The following is a 13599-nucleotide window of genomic DNA, read 5'->3' as shown; positions in this document are numbered from 1 at the left end:
TGAAATCCCGTCTCTTGTACGTCAGTGGTGCTTGGCCGCGGTCAGGTCGGCGAGGTACTCGGTCCGCTGCTCGTCGGTCAGATGGCAGGCACTGCCCCGGCCGTTCGTGATCTCCAGGACCGGGCTCTCCTTGGCACACCGGTTGCCGTCGACCTTCTCGGCGAAGGCGCAGCGCGGGTGGAAACGGCAGCCGGAGGGCGGGTTGAGGAGCGAGGGCGGGGAACCGGGGATCGGGTTGAGCGGGACGTCCACCGGGCCGTCCAGGCTCGGCATGGAGCTCAGCAGGCCCCACGTGTACGGGTGCCGCGGGCTGCTCAGCACCTCTTTCTTCGTGCCGCGCTCCACGCACCGGCCGCCGTACATGACCAGGACCTCGTCGGCGATGTCGGCGATCACGCCCAGGTCGTGGGTGATGAAGATGATCGCGGTGCCGAACTCCCGCTGGAGGTCCTTGAGCAGGTCCATGATCTGGGCCTGGACCGTCACGTCGAGCGCGGTGGTCGGCTCGTCGGCGATCAGCAGCTCGGGGTCGCAGACCAGGGCCATGGCGATCATCGCGCGCTGGCGCATACCGCCGGAGAACTCGTGCGGGTAGTTGTCCACCCGGCTCTCCGGCTGCGGGATACCGACCCGCCGGAGCATCTCGACGGCCCGCTCCCGGGCCTCCTTCTTGGAGGCGCCCTTGTGCTTGCGGTACACCTCGCCGATCTGCGCGCCGATGGTGTGGTACGGCGACAGCGAGGCCAGGGCGTCCTGGAAGATCATCGCCATCTTGTTGCCGCGGAGGTGCTCCAGCGTCTTCTCCGGGGCGCCGTTCAGCTCCTGGCCGTCCAGCTCGATGGAGCCCTCGACCGAGGTGCTGTCCGGGTTGTGCAGGCCCAGGATGGTCAGGTTGGTGACCGACTTGCCGGACCCCGACTCACCCACGATGCCCAGCGTCTTGCCGCGCATGAGGTCGAAGGAGAGGCCGTCGACGGCCTTGACGACGCCGTCCTCGGTCGAGAAGTGCACCTTCAGGTCCTTGACGGACAGGAAGGGCTGCTGATCGGTGCTCGTCACGGGGACGCTCCAGAGGGGGTGATGCGGGGTAGCTGGTAGGGGCGGGCGGCGTCAGGCGAGCCGGATACGCGGGTCGATGAGGCCGTAGATGGCGTCCACCACGATGTTGGCGATCACCACGAAGGACGACGTGATCACCATGATGCCGAGCAGCATGGGCAGGTCGTTGGTCTGTACCGACTTCACGGACAGCAGGCCGATGCCCTGGAGGCTGAAGGTGTACTCGGTGATCATCGCGCCGCCGAGCAGCGTGCCCAGGTCGATGCCGAAGATCGTGATGATCGGGGCCATCGCGCCGCGCCAGGCGAAGCGGAAGAAGACGTTGCGCCGCGACATGCCCTTGGCCCGGGCGGTGCGCACGTAGTCCTCGGTGAGTGTCTCGACCAGCTGGGAGCGCGTCATACGCGTGTAGTTGGCGGTCCAGATCAGGGCCAGCACCAGCCACGGCACCAGGAGACCGTTGGCCCAGGAGAGCGGGTCGTCGAGGAAGCCGTTGTACGACGGCTGGTCGAGGATGTGGAACTGGTACACGAGGAAGTACAGGGCCAGCGGGCCGACGAAGTAGATCTGCATCGACGAGGCGATCAGGGACGCGCTGCTGGCGATCTTGTCGAGAGCCTTGCCCTGCTTGACCGCGGCGAGCATGCCGGCGCCGATACCGAAGATGAGGAACACCACGGCGGAGCCGAGAGCGAGCGAGACCGTCGTCGGGAAGCGGTCCGCGATCGTGGAGAGCACGGGCTCGCGGTTGACGAAGGAGTAGCCCAGGCACGGGGCGTTGCAGTGCCCGAAGCCCGGGTATTCGCGCCCCAGGAAGATGCCCGTGATCCAGTGCCAGTACTGGACCGGCAGGGCCTCGTCGATTCCCATGTTGTGGCGGATCAGCTGGAGCGTCTCCGGCGTGCAGAGCTTGCCGCACGCCATCCGCGCCGGGTCACGAGGCACCGCATAGAAGAGCATGAAGGTGATCGCGCTGATGATGAACAGCGTGATCACGGCGCCGAGGACTCGGCGGACGAGGAAGCGAAACATGGGGAGTGGCTTTCCTGGGAGGGCCGTCGTGCGGATCGGGCCGTGCCGGGGTGACCGGAGGTCCGGTGGACGAGCCGAGGGTGGGGCGGCCGGTGACCGCCCCACCTCTCAGGTGATGGATCAGGCCTTGACGTACAGCTTGTAGAGCATGCAGCCGTCGAAGTTCGGGTCCATCTTCACGTTCCCGAGCTTGGAACCGTGCAGGTACAGACGGCGCATGTAGACGTCCGGGATGAACGCGGCGTCCTCGGTGACCTGCTTGTCCAGGGCGGCCCACATGGCGTTCGCCTTGTCGTTGTCGGTCTCGGCGGTGGCAGCCTTGATGGCGGCGTCGACAGCCGGGTCCTTGAGGTGCGAGTAGTTCGAGCCGCCGTCGGCGATCGCCTTGCTGTCGAACAGCGGCTGGAAGACCGAGTAACCGGTCGGCCAGTCGGAGGACCAGCCACCCCAGTAGATGTCGTACGGGTTGGCGACCTTGCCGGTCTGGTCGTACCAGGTGGTGGAGTCGATGCCCTTGGAGACGACGTCGAAGCCGGCCGCCTTGAGGGCGTTCTCCACGACGACCTTGATCTTCGCCTGGGTCGGGTCCTGCTGGTACGCGTAGACGATCTTGGCGCCGGTCTTGCCGGCCTTCTGCAGGATCTTCTTCGCGGCCGCCGGGTCGCCCGCCGGGTTCTTCAGCTTGCCCCAGACGTCCTGCGACTTGTAGCCGGCGACGAGCGGGCTCATGATGCCGGTCGCGTAGTCACCGCGGACCGAGCCACCCTGGAGCTGACGGATCGCGGCGGTCGGCCAGGCCTTGATGATGGCCTCGCGGACGTCCTTGTCGTCGACCCGGGTGGTGTTGATCCAGTAGACGCTGACGCCGCTGCTCAGACCCTGGAAGATGCGGTCCTTGGCCTCGGACTGGGCCTTCTGGACGCGCTCCTGCGGGATGGTGCGCCACGAGACGGCGTACTGGTCGTTGCCGGAGTCGGCCAGCAGCCGGTCGATCGCCGTGAGCTGCTCGATGCCGAAGGAGAAGTCGAACTCGTCCGGGTAGGCGTTGCGGATCGGGTCCGTGCTCGCGTCCCAGTGCTCGTTGCGGACGAGCACCATCGACTTGTCCGTGTCGTGCGACTTGACCTTGTAGGGGCCGTTCGAGAACGGCTTCTTGTCGTAGTTCTGCTTGGTGTCGTGCTTGACCGGGGTCGGCGCGTACGACTGCATCGCGACGACGTAGTTGAAGTCGGGGCGAGCCTCGGAGAGGTGGAAGGTGATGGTCTTCCCGCTCGTCGTGATCGACTTCAGGTGCTTGCCCGAGTACGGACCCGAGTAGGACTTGCGGTAGTCGGTGGAGCCCGTCAGCCACGACTGGACGTACATGGCGCCCTCGGTGATGTAGCTGGCGAAGGCACGCTCGAAACCGTGGCGGACGTCATCGACGGTGACGTCGGAGCCGTCCTCCCACTTGACGCCGTCCTTCAGGGTGAAGGACCAGGTCTTGCCGCCGTCCTTCATCGTGCCCGTGTCGGTGGCGAGGTCGCCGACCAGGGTCTGGGAACCGTCGTCCGCGACCTTGTAACCGGTCAGGGCGCGGTTGATGACGACGACCGCGAGGGAGTTCCAGGCGTAGTAGACGCGCTGCGGGTCCAGGTGCGAGAAGTCGTCGTCGTTCAGAAGGTAGACCTTGCCGCCCTTCTTCGCGCCGGAGACCTCGGGAGCCGGGCCCTTGGAGTCCTCCGCCGTGCCGATCTTGACCGTGGTGGTCTGGGCCTTGGCGGCCTCCTGCTTGCCCCCGCTGGAGCCACCGCTGGAGTCACCGCTGCTGCACGCGGTCAGCACGGAGCCCGCCGCGGCGGCGACACCGGTGGCTATCAGGAAGTTTCTGCGCGAGAAAGACATCGCATCCTGCCTTGAGTGGGTTGATGAGAGAAATCCGGCACCCGGCGCCTTTGCCGTGGTCCTGAAGAAGCCGGAGATCAGCGCTTGGTCTTCGGGTCGAGCGCGTCACGCATCGAGTCACCGAGAAGGTTGAACGCCAACACGAAGATCACCATGGCCACGCCCGGGAAGAGCAGGAAGGTGATGTCGTCCTGGTAGAACTTGGCGGCGTATCCGATCATGACGCCCCAGTCGGGCGTCGGGTCCTGAAGACCGACACCGAGGAACGCGAGACCTGCCTCCGTGGTGACCATCGCCGGGAGGGTCAGAGTCCCCTGGATCAAGATCGGTGTCCACAGGTTGGGCAGCAGTTCCTTGAAGATGATCCGCGCGGGAGACGCACCCGTGACCTTGGCGGCCTCGACGAACTCGCGTTCGCGCAGCGCCAGTACCTGACCGCGCAGCAGTCGGGCGATGGAGGCCCAGCCGAAGGCCGTCAGGAGGCCGACGAGGCAGACGACGACGAGCCAGGTCGGGGTGTTCTCGTTGTCCGGCACGAACAGGGAGACGACCACGGGGGTGAAGGCCACGAAGAACAGCTGCTGCGGGAAGGCGAGCAGGATGTCGATGACCCGGCCGAAGAACCAGTCCGTCTTGCCGCCCATGTAACCGGCGGTCACACCGACCACCACACCGAGGACCACGACGAAGAGCGTGATGGCGACGGAGATCAGCAGGGAGTTGCGGATCGCGTAGAGCAGGAAGGTGAAGACGTCACGGCCGAGCTGCGGGTCGATGCCGAACCAGAAGTCCGGGCTCATGCCGCCGTTGGGCCTGACCGGGAAGCCGTTGTCCCCGAGCAGGCCGGGCGTGTTCAGCCCGTACGTCGTGTAGGGGTCCTTCCCGTACAGCTTGGCGATGAGCGGAGCGGCCAGCGCGATCACGAAGAAGAAGATCACGATGATCGCCGATATGACGCCCGTGCGGTCCCGCTTGAAGCGGCGCCACGCGAGCTGTCCGGGCGACCTGCTCTCGCTGCCCTTCGAGCCGTCCGAAGTGATCGACTTCTTCTCGGTCTCGTCGGTCACCTCGAGCGGGGCAGCCGCGGATGGAGTTGGGGGGGTCATGGTGCTCCTGGCCCAAGGGAGGGTCTGATGACTCCGCAAGGGCACACTCCCCTACGGGCTACGCCGGACTTTTTCAACGCAATTCATTCAAGGTCAATAAATTCTCGGGCGACTTGGGAGTCTCTTTACTTTCTTTGCCTGGGCTTGACCGTTCCGTAGCTACGCGGGTAGCGCCTCGTAATCGCACCGTGCTTTAGTTCGGGCGAACTGGGCGAAACGGGCAAGGAGTTCGTTATGCGGACGCGTGGGTGCCGAAATGCGTACATCGACGGGTCGCAATCCAACGTTTCGGCATCGTTACGCGGAGATCCGTTGCATGGCCTTCACAAGATCCCCGAGGGGCTTCTGGAGGGTCGGGCGCAATCGGGTGACGTGTCCCTCTAAAGGTCGTCATGGGCCCCTCGGGGGCCTCCGTTCGGGGCAGTGGGTGAGCGATATCGACCTGTTTCGTCGATATTGACCGATAGCAGTTCATTTATCGGTCGACCGATCGGCGGGTCGACGGATCACCCTTCACGGAGGAGGCACGCCATGCGTTCAGCCATGCACGCCCGAGGGGCGGCCTGCGCGGTGGTGGTGGCGCTCGCCGCCACGGCCTGCGGGGGCGGCGGCAGCAGCGGTGGCGGCGGAGGCGAGAGCGGCGTGCTCAGCTCCTCCTGGGGCGACCCGCAGAACCCCCTGGAGCCGTCCAACACCAACGAGGTCCAGGGCGGCAAGGTCCTCGACATGATCTTCCGGGGACTGAAGAAGTACGACCCGAAGACCGGCAAGGCCGAGAACATGCTCGCCGACAAGATCGACACGAGCGACTCGCAGAACTTCACGATCACCCTCAAGGACGGCTGGACCTTCTCCAACGGGGAGAAGGTGACCGCCAAGTCGTTCGTCGACGCCTGGAACTACGGGGCGAGCCTCAGGAACAACCAGAAGAACGCCTACTTCTTCGGCTACATCCAGGGCTACGACAAGGTCCACCCGGACACCGGCTCACAGACCGCCGACAAGCTCTCCGGTCTGAAGGCCGTCGATGACAGGACCTTCACCGTGGCGCTCAACCAGAAGTTCTCCAGTTTCCCCGACACCCTCGGCTACGCGGCCTTCGCCCCGCTGCCGCAGTCATTCTTCACCGACCACGCCGGCTGGCTGGAGCAACCGGTCGGCGACGGGCCGTACCGCATCGACTCCTACACCAAGGGCTCGCAGATGGCCCTGAAGAAGTGGGACGCCTATCCCGGCGCCGACAAGGCGCAGAACGGCGGAGTGACCCTCAAGGTCTACACGGACAACGACACCGCCTACACCGACCTCATCGCCGGCAACCTGGACCTCGTCGACGACGTTCCCGCCGCGCAGCTGAAGAACGTCAAGAGCGACCTCGGTGACCGCTACATCAACACCCCGGCCGGCATCATCCAGACGCTGGCCTTCCCCTATTACGACAGCGCCTGGAACAAGAGCGGATCGGAGAAGGTCCGCACCGGCCTCTCCATGGCCATCAACCGGAAGCAGATCACCGACACCATCTTCCAGAACACCCGCACCCCGGCCACCGACTGGACCTCGCCGGTGCTCGGCGCGGACGGCGGTTTCAAGGAAGGGCTGTGCGGGAGCGCCTGCGACTACGACCCCGCCCAGGCCAAGAAGCTCATCCAGGAGGGCGGGGGACTGCCCGGCGGACAGCTCAAGATCACGTACAACGCCGACACCGGCTCGCACAGGATGTGGGTGGACGCCGTGTGCAACTCCATCAACAACGCGCTCGGCAACGACAAGGCGTGCGTGGGGAATCCGGTCGGCACCTTCGCCGACTTCCGGAACCAGATCGGCCAGCACAAGATGACCGGGCCGTTCCGCGCGGGCTGGCAGATGGACTACCCGCTCATCCAGAACTTCCTCCAGCCGCTCTACTACACGAACGCCTCCTCCAACGACGGCAAGTGGTCGAACAAGGACTTCGACGGACTCGTCGACCAGGCCAACGCCGAGACCGACACCGCCAAGGCCGTGTCGACCTTCCAGCAGGCCGAGGGAGTCGTCCGCGACAACATGGCCGCCATTCCGCTCTGGTACCAGAACGGCAGCGCCGGCTACTCCGAGCGGTTGTCGAACGTGGCCCTCAATCCGTTCAGCGTCCCCGTCTACAACGAGATCAAGGTCAGCTGAACCGGCATGGGGCGCTATGTCGTCCGGCGGCTGCTCCAGATGATCCCGGTGTTCGTCGGGGCCACGCTGCTGATCTTCCTCATGGTCAATGTCATGGGCGACCCGATCGCGGGGCTGTGCGGTGAGCGGGCCTGCGATCCGGCGACCGCCGCCCAGCTGAAGAAGGAGTTCGGTCTCGACAAGCCGGTGTGGCAGCAATACCTCACCTATATGGGGAACGTCTTCACCGGGGACTTCGGTACGGCGTTCAACGGACAGCCGGTCACCGAACTGATGTCGACCGCGTTCCCCGTCACCATCCGGCTGACCGTCGTGGCGATCCTCTTCGAGATCGTCATCGGCATCACGCTGGGCGTGGTGACCGGCCTGCGGCGCGGACGGCCCGTCGACACCGGCGTGCTGCTCGCCACCCTGGTCGTCATCTCCGTACCGACCTTCGTGACCGGTCTGCTGCTCCAACTGCTCCTGGGCGTGGAGTGGGGCTGGATCAAACCGTCCGTGTCCCCGGACGCCCCCTTCGGCCAGCTGATCGTGCCGGGGCTGGTGCTCGCCTCCGTGTCGCTCGCCTATGTCACCCGGCTGACCCGGACCTCCATCGCCGAGAACAAACGGAGCGACTACGTCCGTACGGCCGTCGCCAAGGGGCTGCCCCGGCGCCGGGTCATCACCCGGCACCTGCTGCGCAACTCCCTCATCCCCGTCGTCACCTTCATCGGCACCGACATCGGCGCGCTCATGGGCGGCGCGATCGTCACCGAGCGGATCTTCAACATCCACGGCGTCGGCTACCAGCTCTACCAGGGGATCCTGCGGCAGAACACGCAGACGGTGGTCGGCTTCGTGACCGTCCTCGTCCTCGTCTTCCTCGTCGCCAATCTCCTCGTCGACCTTCTCTACGCCGTACTCGACCCGAGGATCCGCTATGCCTGAGCAGCCGTTCGAGCCCGACCGGGTGATCGCGGGGACCGGGGCGGGCGGGGCGATGGACCTCGCGACGAGCGAGGCGCAGACGCTGGAGAGGACACCGGGCGGACCGCTGGGCACGGGGCCGGCGGCCAGGCCGCGCTCCCTCTGGTCCGACGCGTGGCGGGACCTGCGGCGCAACCCGGTCTTCGTCATCTCCGCGCTGGTCATCCTCTTCCTCGTCGTCATCTCCCTGTGGCCGTCCCTGATCGCCTCCGGCAGCCCCCTCCAGTGCAACCTGGCCAAGGCCCAGGAGGGCTCCCAGCCGGGCGCTCCCTTCGGCTACGACGGACAGGGCTGCAACGTCTACACGCGGACCGTCTACGGGGCCCGTACGTCCGTCACGGTGGGCGTCTGCGCCACGCTCGGGGTCGCGCTGCTCGGGTCGGTGCTCGGCGGCCTCGCCGGGTTCTTCGGCGGGTTCTGGGACTCGGTGCTCTCCCGGATCACCGACGTCTTCTTCGCGATCCCGGTCGTCCTCGGCGGTCTCGTCCTCCTCTCGGTGGTGACCAGCAATACGGTCTGGCCGGTCATCGGGTTCATGGTGCTGCTCGGCTGGCCCCAGATCTCCCGGATCGCCCGCGGCTCGGTGATCACCGCCAAGCAGAACGACTACGTCCAGGCCGCCCGCGCCCTCGGCGCCTCCGACTCCCGCATCCTGCTGCGGCACATCGCGCCGAACGCGGTGGCCCCCGTGATCGTCGTGGCGACCATCGCGCTCGGCACCTACATCGCCCTTGAGGCGACCCTGTCGTACCTCGGCGTCGGGCTGAAGCCGCCCAGCGTCTCCTGGGGCATCGACATCTCCGCCGCCTCGCCCTACATCCGCAACGCCCCGCACGCGCTGCTGTGGCCCTCAGGGGCGCTCGCGCTCACCGTCCTGGCCTTCATCATGCTCGGCGACGCGGTGCGCGACGCCCTCGACCCGAAGCTGAGGTGAGCGCCGCCGTGCTGCTCGAAGTGCGTGGCCTGCACGTGGAGTTCCGGACCAGGGACGGCGTCGCGAAGGCGGTCAACGGCGTCTCCTACGCCGTCGACGAGGGGGAGACGCTGGCCGTGCTGGGCGAGTCGGGGTCCGGCAAGTCGGTGACCGCCCAGGCCGTGATGGGGATCCTCGACATGCCGCCGGGGCGGATCGGCGGGGGCGAGATCCTCTTCCGGGGGCGCGATCTGCTGAAACTGAAGGAAGAGGAGCGACGCAAGGTCCGGGGCGCCGAGATGGCGATGATCTTCCAGGACGCGCTGTCGGCGCTCAACCCGGTGCTGAGCGTGGGCGACCAGCTCGCCGAGATGTTCGTCGTGCACCGGGGTGCGTCGAAGAAGGACGCGCGGGCGAAGGCGGTCGAGCTGATGGACCGGGTGCGGATCCCGGCCGCCGCCCAGCGGGTGCGGGACTACCCGCACCAGTTCTCCGGAGGCATGCGCCAGCGCATCATGATCGCCATGGCGCTGGCCCTGGAACCCGCGCTCATCATCGCCGACGAGCCGACGACCGCCCTGGACGTGACCGTGCAGGCCCAGGTCATGGACCTGCTCGCGGAGTTGCAGCGCGAGTACCGCATGGGACTGATCCTGATCACCCACGACCTGGGCGTGGTCGCGGACGTCGCCGACCGGATCGCCGTCATGTACGCGGGACGGATCGTCGAGTCCGCGCCCGTGCACGACATCTACAAGGCGCCGGCGCACCCCTACACGCGCGGGCTTCTCGACTCCATCCCACGCCTCGACCAGAAGGGCCAGGAGCTCTACGCCATCAAGGGTCTGCCGCCCAACCTCATGGACATCCCGCCGGGGTGCGCCTTCAGCCCGCGCTGCCCGATGGCCCAGGACGTGTGCCGCACCGACGAACCCCCGCTGTACGAGGTGGACCGGCACCGGGGCAGTGCCTGTCACTTCTGGAGGGAGTGCCTCAATGGTTGACGCGGTGGTTGAGCCGATCCTGGAAGTGAGTGGACTGGTCAAGCACTACCCCCTGACCCAGGGAATCCTGATCAAGAAACAGATCGGTGCGGTCAAGGCTGTTGACGGTGTTGACTTCACACTCGACAAAGGAGAGACCCTCGGCATCGTCGGGGAGTCCGGCTGCGGCAAGTCGACCGTCGCCAAGATGCTCGTCAACCTTGAGCGGCCGACGGCCGGGTCGATCAAGTACAAGGGCGAGGACATCACCCGGCTGGGCGGCCGTGCGCTCAAGGCGGTCCGCCGCAACATCCAGATGGTCTTCCAGGACCCGTACACGTCCCTCAACCCCCGGATGACCGTCGGGGACATCATCGGGGAGCCGTACGAGATCCACCCCGAGGCGGCCCCCAAGGGCGACCGGCGCCGGCGGGTCCAGGAGCTGCTGGACGTCGTCGGGCTCAACCCCGAGTACATCAACCGCTATCCGCACCAGTTCTCCGGCGGCCAGCGGCAGCGCATCGGCATCGCACGGGGGCTGGCACTGCGCCCCGAGGTGATCGTCGCCGACGAACCGGTGTCCGCGCTCGACGTCTCCGTGCAGGCCCAGGTGATCAACCTGCTGGACCGGCTCCAGAACGACTTCGACCTGTCGTACGTCTTCATCGCCCACGACCTGTCGATCGTGCGGCACATCTCGGACCGGGTCGGGGTGATGTACCTCGGGCGGATCGTGGAGATCGGCAAGGACGAGGAGATCTACGACCATCCGACCCATCCCTACACCCAGGCGCTGCTCTCCGCAGTGCCGGTACCGGACCCGGAGGCGCGCGAGCGCCGGGAGCGGATCATCCTGAGCGGGGACGTCCCGTCGCCGACGAACATCCCGTCGGGGTGCCGGTTCCGCACGCGGTGCTGGAAGGCGCAGGAGCGCTGCGCGCTGGAGGTGCCGATGCTCGCGGTGCCCGCGGAGTTCCGGCTGGCGCCGGGGCCCGCGGCGCATGACTCCGCCTGCCACTTCGCGGAGGAGAAGCGGGTGGTGCCGCCGGACGATCTTGGAAACCGGGGTGCATAACGGGGCGAATGTGCATCAATCGCGTTAACATGCAGGCAACTTCGCTGACCCGGTCTCGATATACGGACGCGGCACTCTTTTCAGCGTACGGCCGTGCGGGTGCCGTAAACGGGCCGGAGCGCGCCATGTCGCTCCGGCCCGTTGCCGTGCGCTCCGCCGGGTGCGGCCGCAAGGGACCTGCGGGCCGGTGGGGGCTGATCGCGCATTCCCCGCGCCCCTTCGTGGCGCGTTACGCCAGGCCCAGTGACCTCTTCAGGAACTCCAGCTGGAGCAGCAGCAGGTTCTCCGCCACCTGCTCCTGCGGGGTCATGTGGGTCACGCCCGACAGGGGGAGCACCTCGTGCGGGCGGCCCGCTGCCAGCAGGGCGCTGGACAGGCGCAGGGAGTGGGCTACCACCACGTTGTCGTCCGCCAGGCCGTGGATGATCATCATCGGGCGGTGCGGGCCGGCCGCGTCGACCAGGCCGGTGTCGTCGATCAGCGAGTTGCGGCGGTAGACCTCCGGCCGCTCGCCGGGGTGGCCGAGGTAGCGCTCCTGGTAATGGGTGTCGTACAGGCGCAGGTCGGTCACCGGGGCGCCCACCACCGCCGCGTGGAAGACGTCCGGGCGGCGCAGGGCCGCGAGGGCGGCGAGGTAGCCGCCGAAGGACCAGCCGCGGATCGCCACCCTGGTCAGGTCGAGGGGGAAGTCGGCGGCGAGCGCCTGGAGCGCGTCTACCTGGTCCTGGAGGACGACCGCCGCCAGGTCGTCCTTGACGGCCTTCTCCCAGGCGGGGGAGCGGCCCGGTGTGCCCCGGCCGTCGGCGACGATCACCGCGAAGCCCTGGTCGGCGAACCACTGCGAGGTCAGGTGGGCGTTGTGCGCGGCGACCACCCGCTGGCCGTGCGGACCCCCGTAGGGGTCGAGCAGAACCGGCAGGGGAGTGTCCCCGTGGTAGTCCCGTGGCATAAGCACGGCGCACGGAATTCGGCGTGCGCCCCCCTCGGTAAGCGTCACGCGCGGGGACAAACCGGGGTCTTCGGCGTACGACGTGACAGTCGTCAGGTGCTTTCCGTCGCGCAGCACCTGGACCCGGGCGCCCGGGGTGTCCAGCGTGGCGGAGACCAGTACGGTCACGCCCCCGGCGCGCACCGCCGTGTGCACGCCGGGCTCCTGCGACACGCGCTCCACGCCGAGCTCGTTCACCCGGTAGACGTGCACCTCGCCGGTCTCGGAGGAGTCGGCCTCCTCGCCGGCGGACGCGGAAACCAGCACGTCATCGGCGGTCACGTCGAGAACCGCACGGATGTGCAACTGGGCTCCCGTGAGCGGTCGTTCACCCACCGCGAGCACCCGGGCGCCGCCCTCGTCGGCGATCCGCACCAGCTGTCCGGAGGGGCTCCAGCAGGGCACTCCACCGAACAGTTCAAGCCATGTTGGATCTTCGTCCGCGTGCACCATCCGGGTCGCCCCCGACTCCGGGTCCACGGCCAGGAACAGCTGGCTGCGCTGGTCGCGCGCCTGTACGAGCAGCAGTGGGGCGCCCGCCTCTGACCAGTGCACATGCGCCAAGTACGGGTAGCGCGCCCGGTCCCAGGAGACCTCCGTGCGCCCGCCGTCGAGGTCGTGCACGAACAGGCGCACGTCCGCGTTCTCGGTGCCCGCCGCCGGGTAGGCGACATGATGTGGCTCACGCTCCGGGTGTGCCGGGTCGGCGATCCACCACCGCGGTACCGGCGTGTCGTCCACGCGCGCCACGAGCAGCCGGTCGGACCGCGGCGACCACCAGAAGCCGCGCGAACGGCCCATCTCCTCGGCCGCGATGAACTCGGCCAATCCATAGGTGACCTGTTCCGACTCCGGCTCCGCGAGCGCCCGGTCGCCGTCGCCCTCGGCGCCCACCACCCGCAGGGCGCCCTCCGTGACGTACGCGACATGGCGGCCGTCGGGGGCCGGGCGCGGGTCGATCACCGGTCCGGGAACCGGGAGTTCGCGGGTGGTGCCGGCCCTGAGCTCGGCACTGAAAAGCCGCCCTGACAACGCGAAAGACGCCAACTCCACGGTCGCGTCGGTGGCATAGCCGACGATGCCGGCGCCGCTCTCGCGGCTGCGTTCGCGGCGGGCCCGCTCCTGGGGCGAGAGGTGCTCCTCGGCGCCGCCGAGCAGGACGCCCGGGTCCGCCGCGAGGCGCTCCTCACCGCTCGGCACATCGAGAATCCACAGGGAGTTGGCGCCGTCCGTGCCGGAAGCGGAGCGCAGAAACGCCACGCGGGAGCCGTCGGGGGCCACGGTGAACGCGCGCGGCGCGCCGAGCGTGAAACGCCGGGTGCGGGCGTGCCGGCGGGGGAATGAGACAGCCTCGGTCGTCATGCCCCGACCATATTGGCCATGCGCCCCCTTGTGCGGCCGTGCGCCGAGCGATGCGCGAGCACGCA

At 67.7% G+C, this 13599-nt stretch carries 10 protein-coding genes; 5 read left to right on the top strand and 5 right to left on the bottom strand.

Annotation, left to right across the window (positions count from 1 at the left end):
- Positions 1-21: 21 nt before the first annotated feature.
- From IEZ11_RS38790 to IEZ11_RS38775, 4 genes are all read right to left on the bottom strand, one after another.
- A complete protein-coding gene (locus IEZ11_RS38790) occupies positions 22-1059 on the bottom strand; it encodes an ABC transporter ATP-binding protein (RefSeq protein WP_189267716.1) in 1038 nt (345 codons plus the stop codon).
- 51 nt (positions 1060-1110) lie between these two features.
- Positions 1111-2091: an ABC transporter permease gene (locus IEZ11_RS38785; RefSeq protein WP_189267715.1), complete on the bottom strand. Its 981-nt coding sequence runs from the start codon at positions 2089-2091 to the stop codon at positions 1111-1113.
- A 120-nt stretch (positions 2092-2211) separates the two neighbouring features.
- Complete coding sequence (locus tag IEZ11_RS38780) at positions 2212-3975, bottom strand: ABC transporter substrate-binding protein (protein WP_189267714.1); 1764 nt, start codon at positions 3973-3975, stop codon at positions 2212-2214.
- Positions 3976-4052: 77 nt separating this feature from the next.
- Positions 4053-5042, bottom strand: coding sequence for an ABC transporter permease (locus IEZ11_RS38775; RefSeq protein WP_229713624.1), 990 nt, complete (start codon positions 5040-5042; stop codon positions 4053-4055).
- A 570-nt stretch (positions 5043-5612) separates the two neighbouring features.
- Between IEZ11_RS38775 and IEZ11_RS38770 the strand changes: the two genes are divergently transcribed.
- The 5 genes from IEZ11_RS38770 to IEZ11_RS38750 are packed head-to-tail and all read left to right on the top strand — an operon-like array spanning position 5613 to position 11184.
- Positions 5613-7244, top strand: coding sequence for a peptide ABC transporter substrate-binding protein (locus IEZ11_RS38770; RefSeq protein WP_189267712.1), 1632 nt, complete (start codon positions 5613-5615; stop codon positions 7242-7244).
- A 6-nt stretch (positions 7245-7250) separates the two neighbouring features.
- Positions 7251-8174, top strand: coding sequence for an ABC transporter permease (locus tag IEZ11_RS38765; RefSeq protein ID WP_189267711.1), 924 nt, complete (start codon positions 7251-7253; stop codon positions 8172-8174).
- Positions 8167-9147 (top strand): ABC transporter permease, encoded by a 981-nt coding sequence (locus IEZ11_RS38760; RefSeq protein WP_189267710.1) that lies wholly within the window; start codon positions 8167-8169, stop codon positions 9145-9147. The genes IEZ11_RS38765 and IEZ11_RS38760 overlap by 8 nt, the downstream gene beginning before the upstream one ends.
- Before the next feature lie 8 nt (positions 9148-9155).
- Positions 9156-10130 carry an ABC transporter ATP-binding protein gene (locus tag IEZ11_RS38755; protein ID WP_189267709.1) on the top strand — a complete coding sequence of 325 codons (975 nt, stop codon included), beginning with the start codon at positions 9156-9158 and terminating at the stop codon, positions 10128-10130.
- Positions 10123-11184 carry an ABC transporter ATP-binding protein gene (locus tag IEZ11_RS38750; RefSeq protein WP_189267708.1) on the top strand — a complete coding sequence of 354 codons (1062 nt, stop codon included), beginning with the start codon at positions 10123-10125 and terminating at the stop codon, positions 11182-11184. Before IEZ11_RS38755 ends, IEZ11_RS38750 begins: the two co-directional genes overlap by 8 nt.
- Positions 11185-11413: 229 nt before the next feature.
- Here the strand turns inward: IEZ11_RS38750 and IEZ11_RS38745 are convergent, their stop codons facing one another.
- Positions 11414-13534 carry a S9 family peptidase gene (locus IEZ11_RS38745; RefSeq protein ID WP_189267707.1) on the bottom strand — a complete coding sequence of 707 codons (2121 nt, stop codon included), beginning with the start codon at positions 13532-13534 and terminating at the stop codon, positions 11414-11416.
- Positions 13535-13599 lie beyond the last annotated feature (65 nt).

It is taken from the genome of Streptomyces fuscichromogenes (assembly GCF_014645815.1).
GTDB classification, from domain to species: Bacteria; Actinomycetota; Actinomycetes; order Streptomycetales; family Streptomycetaceae; genus Streptomyces; species Streptomyces fuscichromogenes.
Note: the sequence above shows the minus strand (reverse complement) of the source record. Positions and strands in the feature narration are given on the sequence as shown.